27 protein-coding genes are annotated in these 13,349 nt (G+C 61.1%); 15 read left to right on the forward strand and 12 right to left on the reverse strand.

Annotation, left to right across the window (positions count from 1 at the left end; translation table 11 throughout):
• Positions 1-6: 6 nt before the first annotated feature.
• Positions 7-207, reverse strand: a complete 201-nt coding sequence (locus SynMEDNS5_RS04590) for a chlorophyll a/b-binding protein (RefSeq protein ID WP_186585037.1) — start codon at positions 205-207, stop codon at positions 7-9.
• Between the two features lie 60 nt (positions 208-267).
• Positions 268-882 (reverse strand): DUF3598 family protein, encoded by a 615-nt coding sequence (locus tag SynMEDNS5_RS04595; RefSeq protein WP_186585039.1) that lies wholly within the window; start codon positions 880-882, stop codon positions 268-270.
• Between the two features lie 79 nt (positions 883-961).
• On the opposite strand from SynMEDNS5_RS04595, the gene SynMEDNS5_RS04600 reads away from it, so the two are divergent.
• A complete protein-coding gene (locus SynMEDNS5_RS04600) occupies positions 962-1,189 on the forward strand; it encodes a Nif11-like leader peptide family natural product precursor (RefSeq protein ID WP_186585049.1) in 228 nt (75 codons plus the stop codon).
• 7 nt (positions 1,190-1,196) lie between these two features.
• Here the strand turns inward: SynMEDNS5_RS04600 and SynMEDNS5_RS04605 are convergent, their stop codons facing one another.
• A complete protein-coding gene (locus SynMEDNS5_RS04605) occupies positions 1,197-1,505 on the reverse strand; it encodes a hypothetical protein (protein ID WP_186585051.1) in 309 nt (102 codons plus the stop codon).
• Between the two features lie 69 nt (positions 1,506-1,574).
• Between SynMEDNS5_RS04605 and SynMEDNS5_RS04610 the strand changes: the two genes are divergently transcribed.
• Genes SynMEDNS5_RS04610 through SynMEDNS5_RS04625 form a run of 4 tightly spaced genes read left to right on the forward strand, consistent with a single transcriptional unit; the run spans position 1,575 to position 2,836 of the window.
• The gene (locus tag SynMEDNS5_RS04610) at positions 1,575-1,793 is read left to right on the forward strand and encodes a hypothetical protein (protein ID WP_186585053.1); all 219 of its coding nucleotides are present in this window, start codon (positions 1,575-1,577) and stop codon (positions 1,791-1,793) included.
• Complete coding sequence (locus SynMEDNS5_RS04615; protein ID WP_186585055.1) at positions 1,790-2,041, forward strand: TIGR03643 family protein; 252 nt, start codon at positions 1,790-1,792, stop codon at positions 2,039-2,041. Before SynMEDNS5_RS04610 ends, SynMEDNS5_RS04615 begins: the two co-directional genes overlap by 4 nt.
• Positions 2,042-2,071: 30 nt before the next feature.
• Positions 2,072-2,341: a hypothetical protein gene (locus tag SynMEDNS5_RS04620; protein ID WP_186585057.1), complete on the forward strand. Its 270-nt coding sequence runs from the start codon at positions 2,072-2,074 to the stop codon at positions 2,339-2,341.
• A gap of 45 nt (positions 2,342-2,386) precedes the next feature.
• Positions 2,387-2,836, forward strand: coding sequence for a hypothetical protein (locus SynMEDNS5_RS04625; RefSeq protein WP_186585058.1), 450 nt, complete (start codon positions 2,387-2,389; stop codon positions 2,834-2,836).
• On the opposite strand, the gene SynMEDNS5_RS04630 is transcribed toward SynMEDNS5_RS04625, so the two are convergent.
• A complete protein-coding gene (locus tag SynMEDNS5_RS04630; RefSeq protein ID WP_186585059.1) occupies positions 2,787-4,004 on the reverse strand; it encodes a DUF4145 domain-containing protein in 1,218 nt (405 codons plus the stop codon). The two genes, SynMEDNS5_RS04625 and SynMEDNS5_RS04630, sit on opposite strands and share 50 nt — an antisense overlap.
• Positions 4,005-4,015: 11 nt before the next feature.
• On the opposite strand from SynMEDNS5_RS04630, the gene SynMEDNS5_RS04635 reads away from it, so the two are divergent.
• Together SynMEDNS5_RS04635 and SynMEDNS5_RS04640 are read left to right on the forward strand one after the other, a co-directional pair.
• Positions 4,016-4,261, forward strand: coding sequence for a hypothetical protein (locus tag SynMEDNS5_RS04635; RefSeq protein ID WP_186585060.1), 246 nt, complete (start codon positions 4,016-4,018; stop codon positions 4,259-4,261).
• A gap of 78 nt (positions 4,262-4,339) precedes the next feature.
• Positions 4,340-4,678 (forward strand): phenylpyruvate tautomerase MIF-related protein, encoded by a 339-nt coding sequence (locus SynMEDNS5_RS04640; RefSeq protein WP_186585061.1) that lies wholly within the window; start codon positions 4,340-4,342, stop codon positions 4,676-4,678.
• Between the two features lie 5 nt (positions 4,679-4,683).
• Here the strand turns inward: SynMEDNS5_RS04640 and SynMEDNS5_RS04645 are convergent, their stop codons facing one another.
• On the reverse strand, positions 4,684-5,130 hold the full coding sequence (locus tag SynMEDNS5_RS04645; RefSeq protein ID WP_186585066.1) for a cupin domain-containing protein: 447 nt from the start codon (positions 5,128-5,130) through the stop codon (positions 4,684-4,686).
• A 338-nt stretch (positions 5,131-5,468) separates the two neighbouring features.
• On the opposite strand from SynMEDNS5_RS04645, the gene dcd reads away from it, so the two are divergent.
• A complete protein-coding gene (dcd, locus tag SynMEDNS5_RS04650; protein ID WP_186585068.1) occupies positions 5,469-5,993 on the forward strand; it encodes a dCTP deaminase in 525 nt (174 codons plus the stop codon).
• A 12-nt stretch (positions 5,994-6,005) separates the two neighbouring features.
• Here the strand turns inward: dcd and SynMEDNS5_RS04655 are convergent, their stop codons facing one another.
• Genes SynMEDNS5_RS04655 through SynMEDNS5_RS04665 form a run of 3 tightly spaced genes read right to left on the reverse strand, consistent with a single transcriptional unit; the run spans position 6,006 to position 8,471 of the window.
• Positions 6,006-6,827 (reverse strand): SDR family NAD(P)-dependent oxidoreductase, encoded by an 822-nt coding sequence (locus SynMEDNS5_RS04655; RefSeq protein ID WP_186585078.1) that lies wholly within the window; start codon positions 6,825-6,827, stop codon positions 6,006-6,008.
• 3 nt (positions 6,828-6,830) lie between these two features.
• A complete protein-coding gene (gene sodC, locus SynMEDNS5_RS04660) occupies positions 6,831-7,355 on the reverse strand; it encodes a superoxide dismutase family protein (protein WP_186585080.1) in 525 nt (174 codons plus the stop codon).
• Between the two features lie 39 nt (positions 7,356-7,394).
• Positions 7,395-8,471 (reverse strand): Zn peptidase, encoded by a 1,077-nt coding sequence (locus SynMEDNS5_RS04665; RefSeq protein WP_186585082.1) that lies wholly within the window; start codon positions 8,469-8,471, stop codon positions 7,395-7,397.
• Positions 8,472-8,670: 199 nt separating this feature from the next.
• Here SynMEDNS5_RS04665 and SynMEDNS5_RS04670 point away from each other — a divergent pair, with 199 nt between their 5' ends.
• Both SynMEDNS5_RS04670 and SynMEDNS5_RS04675 read left to right on the forward strand, forming a co-directional pair.
• Positions 8,671-9,522 carry an MBL fold metallo-hydrolase gene (locus SynMEDNS5_RS04670; protein ID WP_186585084.1) on the forward strand — a complete coding sequence of 284 codons (852 nt, stop codon included), beginning with the start codon at positions 8,671-8,673 and terminating at the stop codon, positions 9,520-9,522.
• 13 nt (positions 9,523-9,535) lie between these two features.
• Complete coding sequence (locus SynMEDNS5_RS04675; protein ID WP_186585086.1) at positions 9,536-9,820, forward strand: DUF427 domain-containing protein; 285 nt, start codon at positions 9,536-9,538, stop codon at positions 9,818-9,820.
• A 4-nt stretch (positions 9,821-9,824) separates the two neighbouring features.
• Here the strand turns inward: SynMEDNS5_RS04675 and SynMEDNS5_RS04680 are convergent, their stop codons facing one another.
• The gene (locus tag SynMEDNS5_RS04680; protein ID WP_255440314.1) at positions 9,825-10,079 is read right to left on the reverse strand and encodes a hypothetical protein; all 255 of its coding nucleotides are present in this window, start codon (positions 10,077-10,079) and stop codon (positions 9,825-9,827) included.
• A 10-nt stretch (positions 10,080-10,089) separates the two neighbouring features.
• Here SynMEDNS5_RS04680 and SynMEDNS5_RS04685 point away from each other — a divergent pair, with 10 nt between their 5' ends.
• Both SynMEDNS5_RS04685 and SynMEDNS5_RS04690 read left to right on the forward strand, forming a co-directional pair.
• On the forward strand, positions 10,090-10,332 hold the full coding sequence (locus SynMEDNS5_RS04685; protein WP_186585088.1) for a hypothetical protein: 243 nt from the start codon (positions 10,090-10,092) through the stop codon (positions 10,330-10,332).
• Positions 10,333-10,404: 72 nt separating this feature from the next.
• Positions 10,405-10,674, forward strand: coding sequence for a DUF1651 domain-containing protein (locus tag SynMEDNS5_RS04690; RefSeq protein WP_186585090.1), 270 nt, complete (start codon positions 10,405-10,407; stop codon positions 10,672-10,674).
• A gap of 201 nt (positions 10,675-10,875) precedes the next feature.
• Here SynMEDNS5_RS04690 and SynMEDNS5_RS04695 read toward each other — a convergent pair whose 3' ends face one another.
• The 3 genes from SynMEDNS5_RS04695 to SynMEDNS5_RS04705 are packed head-to-tail and all read right to left on the reverse strand — an operon-like array spanning position 10,876 to position 11,916.
• Entirely contained in the window at positions 10,876-11,376 is a 501-nt protein-coding gene (locus SynMEDNS5_RS04695; RefSeq protein ID WP_186585092.1) for a DUF924 family protein, read from the reverse strand.
• Positions 11,363-11,680, reverse strand: a complete 318-nt coding sequence (locus SynMEDNS5_RS04700) for a hypothetical protein (RefSeq protein ID WP_186585094.1) — start codon at positions 11,678-11,680, stop codon at positions 11,363-11,365. The genes SynMEDNS5_RS04695 and SynMEDNS5_RS04700 overlap by 14 nt, the downstream gene beginning before the upstream one ends.
• A complete protein-coding gene (locus tag SynMEDNS5_RS04705) occupies positions 11,677-11,916 on the reverse strand; it encodes a hypothetical protein (RefSeq protein ID WP_186585096.1) in 240 nt (79 codons plus the stop codon). The genes SynMEDNS5_RS04700 and SynMEDNS5_RS04705 overlap by 4 nt, the downstream gene beginning before the upstream one ends.
• A 57-nt stretch (positions 11,917-11,973) precedes the next feature.
• On the opposite strand from SynMEDNS5_RS04705, the gene SynMEDNS5_RS04710 reads away from it, so the two are divergent.
• The 3 genes from SynMEDNS5_RS04710 to SynMEDNS5_RS04720 all read left to right on the forward strand — a co-directional run bounded on the left by SynMEDNS5_RS04710 (position 11,974) and on the right by SynMEDNS5_RS04720 (position 13,089).
• Positions 11,974-12,345 carry a hypothetical protein gene (locus tag SynMEDNS5_RS04710; RefSeq protein ID WP_186585105.1) on the forward strand — a complete coding sequence of 124 codons (372 nt, stop codon included), beginning with the start codon at positions 11,974-11,976 and terminating at the stop codon, positions 12,343-12,345.
• A 164-nt stretch (positions 12,346-12,509) separates the two neighbouring features.
• Positions 12,510-12,704, forward strand: a complete 195-nt coding sequence (locus SynMEDNS5_RS04715; protein WP_186585107.1) for a hypothetical protein — start codon at positions 12,510-12,512, stop codon at positions 12,702-12,704.
• Positions 12,705-12,747: 43 nt separating this feature from the next.
• On the forward strand, positions 12,748-13,089 hold the full coding sequence (locus tag SynMEDNS5_RS04720) for a hypothetical protein (RefSeq protein WP_186585109.1): 342 nt from the start codon (positions 12,748-12,750) through the stop codon (positions 13,087-13,089).
• Positions 13,090-13,349: the final 260 nt, after the last annotated feature.

Consider the following 13,349-nt stretch of genomic DNA (forward strand, 5'->3'; position numbering starts at 1 on the left):
AGGGCATCAGCTCAGGCCAAGCACACCGAAGGTGATCTGACTGAGGATGCCGTGGCCGGTAAGGGCTTCGGTGAGAACGCCGATCACGAAACCGAGCATGGCCACACGACCGTTCAGCAGTTCAGCGCTTGCCATGCGCTCACCTTTGATCTGTGCGGCAGCAGCGTCCTGGAACCAGGCGTCTTTGTTCGTTGAAGTGGAATCCATGTTGATTAACCAGTTAACGGAACGTTACGACCCTTTGTTAAGGAATGCAACGTTGCTGCGTCATGGCCAGGCCTGGCTTAAGGGCAGCAGGCCTCCGTTGGCGTCGTAGCGACGCACCATCTGCCGCACTGTTCCATCTGGAAGGGTCCAGCAAAGTCCGCAGGCCGTGGCGTCGCCCGCCTGCCGATCGCGTTGGTCCAGGAGCAGTTCAACACCCTCTTCGGGCTCCCAGATCAGCAGGTCCGCCGCGCTGTGCGCTCGGCACTGAAGTGGCTCCGTTGGTGCCTCAGGTTTCCTGGTGCCTTCGATTTCCACCACGTACACCACCTGCTCCAATCCGCTCACTCCATGACGCACCACAATCCTTCTGCGCTCTTGCTGGTGCACCACGCAGAGTTCCGCCACCCAGCTCCTGGGCGTGATGCTGGTGGGGCCAAGGGACCAACCACCGTTGGGGCTCACCTGCATGGCGGGTGGCAGGGTCTGAAACGTCATCGACCGCTGCTGGCCGGTGTGCTCGTAGGAGAGACAGGTCTGAATCAGGCCGTCGCACTCTTTCACCGAAAGGGATGTGGGAAAGCGAGTCTGCTCGTGGCCATCGCCGTTGAGACGGATGAAGCACCCCGCCCATCGGCCGATGTTGTGCTGCAGCAACGCTGCCCGTTGGTCGTGCATGGCGGCTGGTGAGGAGCTGAGCACCTCCAGGTTGGCGCGCCGTCAAAGACGATGGAGCCTTCTGCTCCTGCTCGGCGCGATGACCTCTTCCCCTGTGCAGGCGTTTCTGGCCCAACTTGCCCGTGACCCTCGCCTGCAGGCGCAGGTGCAGGCCGCCGTCACAGCTGATGAGGTGGCCCTGCTGGCCCAGCGTCTTGGTTACGCAGTATCCGGCGGTGATCTGCTGCTGCTCTCAGGCCGCAGCGTGGATGGCGTCCGGGTGACCCGCGTGGATCACCCTGGCGAATATCCCGGCCGTTATTATTGAATTCGGTTTAGCTCATGTGCAGGGCTAGGAAGGCATCATCCAGCGCGGTCATCTCGGCCACGTCGTCCTGAAAGCAGCTGCCATACAACAGGTTGAGGATGCGACCCACCTCCAGGTCACGGTCGGCGACCTCCTGCCAGAGGCGCTGGCTCAGCACGCCATCGGCCAGAACGAACTGCGCCTGCACGAGCTCACGTGTGATGGCGAAGTAGCTCTGACGGTCATTGCGCAGGCGGCACTCAGCGGTTGGCTGGGCAGTCGTCAGCAGATCCTGCTGCTTCCTAACGTTTGCCGGCTTGGTTGAGGACTGATTCATACTGCACTCCGTAAACCTTCCCTTCAGTGTTGCGCCCTGTATCAAAAGGCACAATCAGCGTTCTTACCCATGCCTGCGAGCGAGCTCATTCACGAACTGAACGGCAAGCCCATCAGGATCTCTGTGCCCAGTGATCGTCTGGTGGTGGATCGGGTGGCCAGGCAGATGCAGCGTCGTCTTGCCGAGAACGACTGGCGTCCCTACGGCTCGAAAGCCGATGCGCTCCAGGCCTGGGCGCGCCTGGGCGGCATCCGAGTGGATGTGCTCCGGGCCTTGGATCTGCTGTGAGTCGTCCCGTCGATCGTTTTGATTCCGTCGATCTCGACCGGATCATTGAAATGGCCTGGGAAGACCGCACAACTTTTGAGGCCATCCAGGCTCAGTTCGGTATCGGCGAACCGGAGGTGATCGCCATCATGCGCAATGCGCTGAAACCCTCTTCCTTCCGGATGTGGCGCAAGCGCGTGAGCGGACGCCGAACAAAGCACGGCATCACCAGTCGCTCGTCTCGCTTCCGAGCCAGCGGCCATCGTTAGTGGCAGGCTGAAGCAGATGCTCCCCTCGCCATGAAGCAGCTGCCGGGCCCTCGCCGGCCAAAGTGGATCCAACAACTGGCTGCAATCGGTGTCGCCGTTGTCGCCACGATCTGGCTGGTCACCCTGCTTCCCGTACTGCTGTTCGTGGGCCTGATCGCCGGGTTGCTGCTGATCCCTGTTCTCAGGCAGCTGAAGATTGAGGTGGAGCAGCTGGAGCGTCGTCAGCGTGGTGAGCCTCCTCTCCCCAGAGATGTCACGCCCTGGCACCGCAGAGTCTGGAATCGATGGCGCGGCCGCTGAACCGCGTTCAGCATGAAGGCAGAGCCCGTTCTCTCTTGATCGTCCATGGAGTTCACCCTTGAGCAGCTCTCCCCCGACAACGTCACGTCGCTGTTCGATGGCGCCTTCTACAAAGCCGAGACCAACCGGGTGCGCAACCAGGATGATGAAACTGACGTGGCCGTGACCACCACGGTCTGGTCGGATGGACGCCCTGTGCAGGTGTACGCCAGCCCAACCGATCAGGTGTTTGTCTTCCGTTACAGCGCCAATTACGGCGAGGCAACCGAGGCTCAGGTGCTCAGGGCCTGCAATCTGATCGATGAATTTCCCGTGCATGCCCGTGCCGAGAAGGACGACGGTGGTGCCTGGGTGATCACCTTCATCTACAAGCACATCGTGCCGGAGGGGGTGGGCCTTGGTGCCCGGGAAATCGTTGGTGTGTTCCGGGTGTTCGAGAAACTGCTCACGGCTCATATGCAGAACTTTCACGCTCTGGTGATACAGGCGGAGTGATCCAGGGGTAGTCCGCCAGGATCCGCCGCAGGGAACAGAGCATGGCCAGAACGTCGTGTTGCTCCACCCGGCGGCTTCGGCCCGTGTCCTGCGGATGCCCCATCCAATTCCCGAAGGTGCGCACCTGGTGCATGCAGCTCAGCAGCCAGGGGTCCAGCCCCAGGCTGCGCAGCTGCTGAATGCCGTTGTTAAGGCCTCGCTGCTGGTGGTCTCCGCACTGATGCAGGCAATGCGTCACAAGACGCTCCAGCAACCGGCGGGAATGCAGCCCCAGGGAGATCGGTGAAACCTGATCGCTCTGCAGAAGCTGGATCAGTTCCGTGAGGTCCGCTGCGACCCGCAGTCGTTTCAGGCTGTCGTCCTCCAGGACAAAGCGGCACAGATGGCGCAGGCTCTCGAGGGCGGCCAGATCCTGGGGCAGCTCCACCAGGGTGTGATGGGGATCCTTGCGCTGGATCGTGCGGTCGATGGTGGCGCCGAGCGGGCGCAGCACCTGATCATCACGATCGAACAGGATCAGCCGGTGCAGTTCAGGCAGATGCCGGAAGGCCTGTTTGCAGATTTCCAGCAGATGGGGATAATCGGCGGCAGCGTCGGGGCCGCTGGGATGGAGTCCGAACAGCGGGGCGGCCACGGTGCGGCAGTGGATCCCCTGCATCGGCAGGATGGCCAGAAGGGAGAACAGGCGGTTGAACGCAGTCCAGGGTTGATCGCGCTCCTGTTCATCGCCAAGACCTCCTGCCACCACAGCCACCCGCTGAAAGTGGCTGTTCACCGGGCGGCCCCCCGGTCCTGCGGGGACAGGGCGCAGCCTCAGCTCAGCGCTGACCCAGCTGTTCACCAGGCTTCCGCTGAGATCCACGGCGCGTTGTGTGCTTTGAAGCCTGAGCCCGTAGGCCCGTTGCAGTCGGGTGAGGAAGGCGTCCGGTGCTGAGATGTCCGGTGCTGAGTCATCCGTCAGGCCTTCGGACGACACCGCCAGGAGATCGGCTTCGATTCCCAGACCTGCAAACGCACCGGCGCGAAGCTCCAGGTTGCGGGTACCGCTGCTGGTCTCCAGGTCGAAGGCATTGAGCAGCATCGCTGCGTTCCCGACATCTCGCTTCAGGATGGCGTCCAAGGCGGATCGACGCCCGAAGGTCGCTGCTGGCAGAGTTGTTCGGTGCATGCGGACGCGCCATGGATGCCACCGATCCCCTCAACCAGGCCAGGGCCATCGCTGATGCGATCGAGCGGATGGCCAACCAGCTCAGCCCAGCTGTGATCCGCGCCGCGCGCAACGATGGCGAGGGACGGAACGACCTCGATCGGATCGAATATGCCTTGGGCACTATCGGCAAGGCGTTGATTCTCACCGACTACACGATCGATGAGGAGAAAGATATGGATAAGCTTCAGGCCTTCCGGGACTCCCAGCAGACCTGAGGGGCGGAACGGGTGTAGACCGTAAATACACGAGGACACCCCTCGATGTTCATTACTTTGTCGAGCTCTTAGCGCCGTATGCCCCTGATCAATCTGCGTACGTCTCTGGCATCTGTCGACGATGGCGAGGGATTGCTTCAGCAGCTGTCGTCGTTACTGGCGGAGCAGACGGGCAAGCCCGAAGCCTATGTGATGACGCTGCTGGAGACCGCTGTGCCGATGACCTTCGCCGGCAGTGCCGAACCCTGCGCCTATGTGGAGGTGAAGTCCATCGGTGCCTTACAGCCCCCAGCCATGACCGCGGCCTTCTGCGATCTGATCAGTGCTCGAACGGGGATTCCAGCAAACCGGATCTACATCGGCTTTGAGGATGTGCCGGCGAGCTGTTGGGGTTGGAACGGATCAACGTTTGGTTGATCCGTTCAGTTCCCTTGAGGAACGAGGTCGATCACCACTGCGGTGGCTGACGTTCCACTGGTGTTGCGCCAGCCATGCAGAACACCGCTTGATTCAAAGACAGCGTCTCCTGCCTTTCGCACGATCGCCCGAACCCCAGCACCGTCTTGCCTGTATTCCACCAGTGTGCCGCTGAGGATGTAAGCAACCCCAGGCCTCTGCTCGTGTTCATGCCAGGCCACCGATCCACCGGGCAGGATCGTGATGCGCCTGGTCCGAAGTTCCCGTCCTTGCAGCGCCCTGAATTCCCGTTCGAGGTCGAGAGCTCCGAGCGGTTCCACACGGATCTGGCGGGTTTCTGATGGGGCACCTCCAATCGGTAGACGCAGCTCTTCACTGGGGGTGACGGGATGGGCAAAGGATCCAATGGCCCATCCCGCCAGCACGAGGAGCAGAGCACCTTGTCTGCGCATCAGGGATCAACGCTGGCCGAACAGTTCATCCCAGCTGATGAGCTGAGATGACTGGTTCCGTTGCCCCTCGTTTGACGGACTGCAGTGGGTGGGCTGACTGTTCAATGGATTAAGGGAACGCTGGTGATTTGACAACACAAAAGGTTGTCGTCCCTGAATGGAAGGACTCTTCATGGTGGTTTCTCCGTTGAGGTATCTGGATCGCGCTGAATGGTCTGTTTTCAGGCTCTCTCGGCGTGCAGGCGACGAACGGTCGACCTACTTCACATCAACAATGATGGCACAAGGAATGGTTTCTTGATTCTTCGGCCAGACTCTGACCCCCGTAAAGAAGGCCCATGGCAGTTCTGGGACGTCAGGCCATTCTTCAGGCGATTGACTCCGGGGTGATCACGATCACACCCTTCAACCCTGAGCTTGTGGGGCCAGCCTCAGTGGATCTCACCCTGGCCGGCAGCTTCCGGGTGTTCCGCAAAGTGCACGAGGTGATTGCGGTGTGCGAGCACACCGACTACCGGCAGTTCACCGACAAGGTGGAGGTGTCCGAAGGGGAGCACATCCTGATCATGCCCGGCGAGACAATCCTGGGGATCACGCGAGAGCGCCTCAGGCTTGGACCGGGATTGTGCGGTTGGTTGGAGGGACGCAGCCGATTCGCGCGTTTGGGGCTGATGGTGCACATCAGTGCTCCCTTCATGGGGCCAGGGATCAACAGTCAGCAGGTGCTGGAGATGAGCAACTTTGGGCCGGCCCCTCTGGCCGTGGTTCCTGGCACAGCCATCTGCCAATTCATCTTTCAGGAGCTGGATGGCGAGGAGCACTACGAAGGCCGTTTTGCCGGCCAGACCCAGCAGAGCTTCTGATCGCGTGTTGATTCAGTCGCCGATCATCTGACGGCGCACCATGGCGTCCCAGAGGCGCGTAGGGATGAAACGCTGAATCAAAGCTGCTTCCGACGAGCTGCCGCAGCGGTAGCGCGGGCTTGGATCAGCCACCGTGAGAGCTCGCTCGATGCAGGCGGCCACCACCTCAGGATCGGACCCTTGTCGGAAGCCTTCGGCCCACGCCCTTGCGACGTTGCGCATCATCGATCCCCACACCGGATCATCGCCACCGGCCTCGAGTGATGGCTTGCTGACGGCTTCAAATCCTGTGCGGATCAATCCCGGCTCGATCACCACCACCTTCACGCCGAAGCTCTGCAGCTCCATGCGCAGGGCGTCGCTGATGGCTTCAACAGCGAACTTGCTGGCGCCATACCAGCCGGCTCCCGGCGTCACGAACTGTCCTGCGATGGAGGAGATAGTCACGATCCGGCCCCGACCGCGGTTGCGCATCGCCGGAAGCAGCGCCTGGGTCAGGCCCATGAGCCCGAACACGTTCACTTCAAACATCGCCCGTGCCGCATCAAGCGGCATGGTTTCCATCGGGCCGATCGCTCCATATCCAGCGTTGTTCACAAGGGCATCGAGAGCACCGACGTGTTCCTGGATCATGTGGCTGAGCGCTTGCCGCGACTCGGCCTCGGTGATGTCAAGCGCATGCACGAAGGCTCCGCGTGTTCGTAGATCCTCCATGGCCTCAAGCCGTCGTGCGGCTGCATGCACAGTCCAGCCCCTCTCCAGCAGGTGCAGGGCCGTGATCCGGCCGATGCCGCTGGAGGCACCGGTGATCAGAACGGTTCCAGGGGTTGTCATCCGTTAGCCCACGCCGCAGGCGATGCGGGCTCCACCACCACCGAGCGGTGGAACATCGCTGTAGGTGTCACCACCGGCGTGCACCACCAGGGCCCGTCCACGCAGATCGGAGCTGCTCAGTCGGGGGGCTACCACAGTGGTCGTGGTGTTGCCGTCGGCATCCACAACAAGCCTGCTGAGGTCACCGCGGTGACCGTTTCCGAACGGTCCGAGATGGGTGTTGGTTTCGTCGGGGTCCCAGTGCCCTTTGGCGGCGAGACCCGCCACCATCACGCCATCGGCGTTCATGGCGGCCTCGCAGGAGTCGCCGGCATGCAGGTGGAACCCGTGCTCACCCTCGCTGAATCCCTGGAGTGATGGCGTGATCACCAGCCCCTGGTCGCTGTCATGGGCCTTCACGCTGCCGATGGGTTCTCCAACCCCCTCAGCGCTGATGGCGTGGAGCGTCACCTCCAGCGAACCGGCCGAGACCTGGCCTGGCATGCACAACAACAGGATCAACGTGATCAGGGGGATCAGGCGCGCCATGAAGAACATCCAGATGCGTTCATTGTTATTCAAACGGCGCTACCGCGGTGTTGGCAGCGGTACCGCTTTGAAGTCAGCGACCAGGGCAGGGCAGGTTCTGTTGGCAATCCGTTGCGCTTGTCCCTTGCGGTCGTTCCGGATCGGCTGCCGGCGGATGCCATCGCCTTCGATGTCGAAGCTGCGGTTCACACAATCGAGGCTGAGTTGGCGCAGGCGGTACCAACCATCGGGTTTGGCTTTCCCCACCTGCTGCAGAGAGTTGGCACAGCGATCGGCTGAGCCCAGGGCACAGCTGGCAGCTCCAAACAATCCCGTGAGGATGTTGCCAGCGATCTGCCCGCCCCGCTCGATTTCGAAGCGATACACGCGCGCTTGAACCCGTTTTGAAGGCGACTCGGGGTTCGGTTGCAGCACCTTCGAGAAGGTTTCGGCCGTGTCCATCACCCAACCCTTCTGGCGTTCGGAAGAAACACCTTCGGCTTCCACACCGGCAATAAAAGCTGTGTATCGCGCTTTCGGGTTGTTGTGGGGTGATTGCAGGTGAAAATCGCCAATGCTGAAAAACAGATTGGCTGCATCGGTGAAGTCCTTCACAGGTAGCGCTCCGTTGTCCATCAGCCAGGCCAGATAACGACCCGCTCTCCAGTCAGCAGCATCTTCTTCGCGATTGCTGAAGGCTCCGCGTGAGGAGCTGTGATTCACATGATGTCCCCATTCATGGGCAAGGATCGTGAGTGCGACGAGGCGTTGACGCACATTGCGGCTCAGCCTCTGACGTTTGCCGATGCTCCGTGGCTCAAGAATGATCTCCGCTGATTCGGGGCAGTAGGCATTGCGAGCTCTGGTCCGGCCGCAAGCTGAAAAGCGAGATCCTCGGGGGAGCAGGGTCACGGGCTGCATCTCAGAAGCCGCGTCGTTAGCCAGGTGCCGCCAGTACAGATCGAGCAGCTCATGGTGGGTCTGGATGTAAGCCGCCTGCGTTTGCCCTTCGGTGATGTCCACGCGGAAATCACGCACGAAAGCGAGCCGTTCCTGAATCGATGGGGAGTCGATCGTGACGGGGGCCGGCGGGCTTGTGGCGGCAGCCAGCATCAGGGCTGCGGGGAGAAATGTCATGGGATCGAAACGGCGTAACGATCCTCGCGTCCGGCCTTGATGGGCGTGGAGCGATCAGCCACGCTGTAGGTGACCCCTCAGGTCGCACCATGAAACGCTGGCTGCTCAAGGTTGCCTTCCGCATCGGCATGCCGCTTGCGCTCTGGCCGATGAAACTTCTCGATCGCCCTCGCTCAAAAGCTCTGCGTTGAACACACCGGTGTTCCGCATCAACCACCGCTGCATCAACTGCGGCACCTGCTGGCAATTTGATCCCGATCATTTCGCTCCCGAGGGTGAGCGGGCGAGCGTGCATGCCCAGCCTGTTGGCAAGGAGGCCACAGAGCAGGCGCTTCTGGCTTTGCAGGCCTGCCCTGTGGCTGCTATCGAAACCGAGCGCAGTTTGCGCCAGACCACTCCGGTTGATGGCTTCCCTGCTCTGATCAAGGAGCATCCCCAGGGCAAGGTCTATTACTGCGGCTGGGCGTCGCGGCGGAGTTTCGGGGCCTGCAGTTGGTTGATCACCCGGCCCTCCGGCAACGTGATGGTGGATGTTCCGCGATGGAGCGCACCTTTGGCCCGTCGGATCCAGGCCCTGGGTGGCTTGCGCTTCATCGTGCTGACCCACCGCGACGATGTGGCGGATCATGAGCGCTGGGCCCGCACGTTTCGAAGTGACCGCTGGATTCATGCGGCTGATGCTGACGCGGCCCCGCAGGCGGAACAGCTGATCACGGGCAGCGATGCGGTGCCGATTGTCGAAGGCCTTCAGCTCATCCCCACCCCTGGGCACACCCAGGGATCGCTCTGTGCATTGCTGGGGGATGCACGCGCAGTGCTGTTCAGTGGCGATCACCTCTGGTGGAACCCCGAGCATCGGGTGGTGGTGGCTTCAGCGCGCTATTGCTGGTGGGATTTTGCAACCCAGCTTGCGTCTGTGGAGCGGCTGCTGGATCTTGATGTGGCCTTGCTGCTGCCGGGCCATGGCCGGCGCCATACCTTTGCTCCTGGAGCCTGGCGTACCGCTCTGGAACAGACCCTTCTCTGGAGTCGGCGCCATCATGAGGCCTGATCAGGACGATTCGATGCAGGCTGTTTTCAACGGCACGGTGCTTGCCGAGAGCGACGACATCGTGATGGTGGATGGCAATCCCTATTTCCCGCGGGCGTCGATGCACGCCGACTACTTCCGCGACTCCAGTCACACCACGGCGTGCGGTTGGAAAGGCACCGCCCGTTACTGGGATGTGGTGGTCGATGATCAGGTGATCAGCAATGCGGTGTGGAGTTATGAGTCCCCGAAGCCCGAGGCGGAACAGATTCGCGAGCGTTTCGCCTTTTATCGCGGCAAGGGTGTGGAGCTGAGCTGAGGACTCAGCGTTTTCGCTGCCGGCGGCTGGCCTTGCGTGTGCCTCCGTACTGATAACCGGGTTGGTGTTCAATCCGCGACCAGCACTGCGGGCAGATCAAGGTCCAGTCTTTGATCACGCTGCTGCGCACGCGGTAATGCACCGGGCCAGTGCTCTGGCACAAGGCGCAGGCGATCATCTGGCCCTTGTGTTCGCTCTGGCTGACCTCAGCTGTGTTGTCGGGCTGTGGCATGCAGACATAGCTACCTTGCAGACGCATGCATCGACCCATGAGCAAGGCTACAAAACTGCTTCTGGCGCTGGATCGAGAACTGCTTGCGATCGATGACTTCGGCCATGACCCTCTCAGCGAAATCGACGCTCTGATCACTCGTCTTGAACCCGAAATTCAGCAGGTGGAGCTGAGGGGCCGCGCCAAACACCAGGCTGAGATCTATGTGGCCAGGGATCGCGCCTCCGTCAAGGTTGAGGTTCTCAATCGGGTGATGGAGCGATGCCATCAGAGCCGTTGATGGCTGATCCGTCTTGTGCGTGATTGCTAAAGAGCTCGTTCAAGTCCCAGGGAATCCCGACAGGATTCACCCATGTGGACTTCCAAACCAGACAAGCGCCAGAAACCCCAGGTCACTGGCGGACAGGGCTGGTTGCTGAACCGGCAGGAAGGTCTTGTTGTGCGCTTTCAACAAGCCATGCCGACGTCCCACGCGGAGTGGGTCTGGGTGGAAACGGGGCGGTTGATTGCTCCTGGCCAGGCCACCCCTGAGCATCGGAGACGACTGCTGCGCGTCAACGCCATCAAGGCTTTCGAAACGATGCGACTGACGGGTTGGGAGCGCACTATCGCCCATTGGTAATGAGCTCAACCTCAGCTTTGCGAGCTGTACCGAGAATAATTAACGATAATCATTCTCACTCGGTCGTCATGAGTTTTTTGTTCGAACAACGTTCCATTGGATACACATCGATCGGATGATTGGTTAAAAAGTGAGAGTGGAAGTGAAACACCTTCCAGTGCGTCGAGCGGGTGAGCTGAGGGGCTTGCCCATTTTTTTGGCTCACTGATTGCGCCAGGGATAGCGTCCCTCCCGGAGCAGCACCTGGAGATTGCGTTGCGCGATCCTCGCCGTGGCATGGTCTGCCCATTCTTCAAGAAGGGGGATTGCGCTCTCAACGGTGGCGATCTCTTCGCTGTGGAGGAGTGGCATCAACCAGAACTGCCGCCGGGCACATTCCGGTTCACTTTGGATCCAGCCCTGCCGCAGTGCCTCGCGGCTAAGGCTCACGGCGCGTGCGTCCCCAGCAAAGGCTTGAGACTCTCCACGCCAAACATGGCGGCTGAACTGATCCAGCAGAAGCACAAGAGCGAGTGCGGAAGAAGCCCCTTGCTCCCAATCGCTCAAACCGCCGGCTTGCGCCGATAGGCAGAGAGCCCCGAAGCGCTTGCCAATCAGTTGGTCGAAGCGCTGATTTTGCCGGAACCACTGCCAGGGGCGGCAGTCTTCAAACCAGAACCGAAGAATCGCGTCGGCGTCTCTGGCAGGTTCAGTCGGAACCACGGACTCGCTTCACCGCCAGGCCGGCTTCGCTGGCAGTAACCGCCGACAAGAGCACAAGCCCGAGAAGCCCGATCAGCTGGGTCTGGGGCTCGGCGTCTGGCTCGGCGTTCAAGCCCAGAGCTGCACCAGCAACAAACCAGGCGGTGGCCAGTACCGAGGTGATCCAGTAAGCCTTCCAGCGGCGTTGGTAGAGGTACCCCGCCCCTAGGCCTGGAACCACGTTCAGCACGACGGCCACCCATCCCGCAGATGCCGCAAGGATCAGCTCCGGGCTTGGACCTGCGTTCGTTTCCGGTGTTGTCATGCTTTGCTCCGGCTGGCGGCATAGGCCACAGCGCCTCCGGCAACGAGGGTGAGAACGCCGGTGCTCAGAAGGAACCCGGTCAGCATGATCAAGCCAAGAAAGGAACCCAGAAGCGACATCTTCACGCGCAGAAGTTTGGACTTCATCAGCAGCACCAGCAGCAGAGTCACTGTGGCTTTGAGACCTGCGATCTTCGCGGCGCTGATCGGGCAAAAAGGAGAGAAGGGAGGAAGCATCGACGTGAGGTGCACAAGGGTGCGACTCTTTTACTCTGACGTGTTCTCCCTCGCGCTGTGGCTCGATGTCTGCAATGGCTTGCCTCGAGCTTCGTGCTTCTGCTCTGCATCGCCTTGCCCTTGAAACCTGTCTCGGCGGCCTGGATCTGTGATGGCGATCGGCTCACGGCGGAAGCCCTCAGCATTGGACGGGAAGCGATTGGTGTGACGGCGGCTCCGCTGCCCAACAGCGCGGCAGGCACTGTGCCGGGTGATGGCGTGTTGCTCCACTGGCGCGGCGTGACGCTTCAGCTTCCTCGCACCAACAATGCAGGGACGCCGAGTTACACCGATGGGCGTTGGTGGTGGCAGGTGGAGGATCCCCTACATCCCGACTTCCGCGAGCGGCGTGGCAGCGTGATCAGCTATGCGTGCGAGGCCGAGGAGTGAGCTCAGGCTCCGGGAGCCAGGCCCTGCAGCAGCACGTATTCATAGACCGTCACAGCGAGAACAAGCAGCCCAATTCCACTCAGAAGCAGTCGTCCGTCCATGGTGGTATCGGGTCAGCCGCAGTGGACTCAAGATCACCCCATGATGGTGTTTTAAAGAGTCACGTGCACGATCCACGCTGGATTCTTGTCGCCTGGGGGGTCGTGGCTCTGGCAGCGGCCCTGCGGTTCTGGCGGATGACGCTGCCCTTCCGGGCAGGATTAACGACGCAGAATCGTTTTGGGTCCACCGATCTCGATCAAGCTCGTGCGTCGTTGGAGCGCTCCTGGCGTGCGGGCGAACGTCGCGGCACCAGCTGAGGATTGCCTTCAACGCCGTTACATTGAATTGATGAACCCGTCGATGTCCCGAAAGCAGATCGAGGAGGAGCTTGAGCAGGCTCGGGCGATGGGGCGCTGGCTCAGCGATGAGGAACGGGAAGAGCTGGCGGCGCAGAAGCAGGGTGAGCGACTTGCTCTCGAACGTGATCAGCGCTTGCGCACGCGCCTCGTGGTGTTGACGGGTGTGTTCTTACTGATCCCGCCGATGTGGCCTGTGGCCGCTGGCCTCGCGGTGTATCTGCTGTTTCCGCAGTCGTTCCGTCGGCTGATGCTGTTGGCGGGAGGCAGTTTCATTGTGTTCGTCGCCTTGGGAGTCGGCACCGTGGGTGTGGCCCTGGCACTTCTCTGGGCTGTTCTGAGCTGACGTCAACTGAAGCGTCAGGATCTGTAGAAATTGTGTCGTCTGAGACAGACGCGTGTGATTGGCGACACAATGAATTGGTCCGCGCGTGTGGTGACACAGACCGCGGACGAAGGCTCACCTCTCGGATGCATCCGGGGGAGGAGCTTTCATGGTTGGCGCATCGGGGTCAAAGTCGACCGTTTCAGCATCTTGGTTTTGGATCATGTCCTCGTCGTCCAACGTGGCCGCACCAGGATTGGCGCAAGTGAAGACAGCGAGCC

The organism is Synechococcus sp. MEDNS5, from assembly GCF_014279875.1.
GTDB lineage: Bacteria > Cyanobacteriota > Cyanobacteriia > PCC-6307 > Cyanobiaceae > Synechococcus_C.

What these genes read in the sequence shown, in the direction of transcription:
- SynMEDNS5_RS04590 (WP_186585037.1), bottom strand. Translation starts at nt 207, where the DNA reads ATGGATTCCACTTCAACGAACAAAGACGCCTGGTTCCAGGACGCTGCT.
- SynMEDNS5_RS04595 (WP_186585039.1), bottom strand. Translation starts at nt 882, where the DNA reads ATGCACGACCAACGGGCAGCGTTGCTGCAGCACAACATCGGCCGATGG.
- SynMEDNS5_RS04600 (WP_186585049.1), top strand. Translation starts at nt 962, where the DNA reads ATGACCTCTTCCCCTGTGCAGGCGTTTCTGGCCCAACTTGCCCGTGAC.
- SynMEDNS5_RS04605 (WP_186585051.1), bottom strand. Translation starts at nt 1,505, where the DNA reads ATGAATCAGTCCTCAACCAAGCCGGCAAACGTTAGGAAGCAGCAGGAT.
- SynMEDNS5_RS04610 (WP_186585053.1), top strand. Translation starts at nt 1,575, where the DNA reads ATGCCTGCGAGCGAGCTCATTCACGAACTGAACGGCAAGCCCATCAGG.
- SynMEDNS5_RS04620 (WP_186585057.1), top strand. Translation starts at nt 2,072, where the DNA reads ATGAAGCAGCTGCCGGGCCCTCGCCGGCCAAAGTGGATCCAACAACTG.
- SynMEDNS5_RS04625 (WP_186585058.1), top strand. Translation starts at nt 2,387, where the DNA reads ATGGAGTTCACCCTTGAGCAGCTCTCCCCCGACAACGTCACGTCGCTG.
- SynMEDNS5_RS04630 (WP_186585059.1), bottom strand. Translation starts at nt 4,004, where the DNA reads ATGCACCGAACAACTCTGCCAGCAGCGACCTTCGGGCGTCGATCCGCC.
- SynMEDNS5_RS04635 (WP_186585060.1), top strand. Translation starts at nt 4,016, where the DNA reads ATGGATGCCACCGATCCCCTCAACCAGGCCAGGGCCATCGCTGATGCG.
- SynMEDNS5_RS04640 (WP_186585061.1), top strand. Translation starts at nt 4,340, where the DNA reads ATGCCCCTGATCAATCTGCGTACGTCTCTGGCATCTGTCGACGATGGC.
- SynMEDNS5_RS04645 (WP_186585066.1), bottom strand. Translation starts at nt 5,130, where the DNA reads ATGCGCAGACAAGGTGCTCTGCTCCTCGTGCTGGCGGGATGGGCCATT.
- dcd (WP_186585068.1), top strand. Translation starts at nt 5,469, where the DNA reads ATGGCAGTTCTGGGACGTCAGGCCATTCTTCAGGCGATTGACTCCGGG.
- SynMEDNS5_RS04655 (WP_186585078.1), bottom strand. Translation starts at nt 6,827, where the DNA reads ATGACAACCCCTGGAACCGTTCTGATCACCGGTGCCTCCAGCGGCATC.
- sodC (WP_186585080.1), bottom strand. Translation starts at nt 7,355, where the DNA reads ATGGCGCGCCTGATCCCCCTGATCACGTTGATCCTGTTGTTGTGCATG.
- SynMEDNS5_RS04665 (WP_186585082.1), bottom strand. Translation starts at nt 8,471, where the DNA reads ATGACATTTCTCCCCGCAGCCCTGATGCTGGCTGCCGCCACAAGCCCG.
- SynMEDNS5_RS04675 (WP_186585086.1), top strand. Translation starts at nt 9,536, where the DNA reads ATGCAGGCTGTTTTCAACGGCACGGTGCTTGCCGAGAGCGACGACATC.
- SynMEDNS5_RS04680 (WP_255440314.1), bottom strand. Translation starts at nt 10,079, where the DNA reads ATGCGTCTGCAAGGTAGCTATGTCTGCATGCCACAGCCCGACAACACA.
- SynMEDNS5_RS04685 (WP_186585088.1), top strand. Translation starts at nt 10,090, where the DNA reads ATGAGCAAGGCTACAAAACTGCTTCTGGCGCTGGATCGAGAACTGCTT.
- SynMEDNS5_RS04690 (WP_186585090.1), top strand. Translation starts at nt 10,405, where the DNA reads ATGTGGACTTCCAAACCAGACAAGCGCCAGAAACCCCAGGTCACTGGC.
- SynMEDNS5_RS04700 (WP_186585094.1), bottom strand. Translation starts at nt 11,680, where the DNA reads ATGACAACACCGGAAACGAACGCAGGTCCAAGCCCGGAGCTGATCCTT.
- SynMEDNS5_RS04705 (WP_186585096.1), bottom strand. Translation starts at nt 11,916, where the DNA reads ATGCTTCCTCCCTTCTCTCCTTTTTGCCCGATCAGCGCCGCGAAGATC.
- SynMEDNS5_RS04720 (WP_186585109.1), top strand. Translation starts at nt 12,748, where the DNA reads ATGTCCCGAAAGCAGATCGAGGAGGAGCTTGAGCAGGCTCGGGCGATG.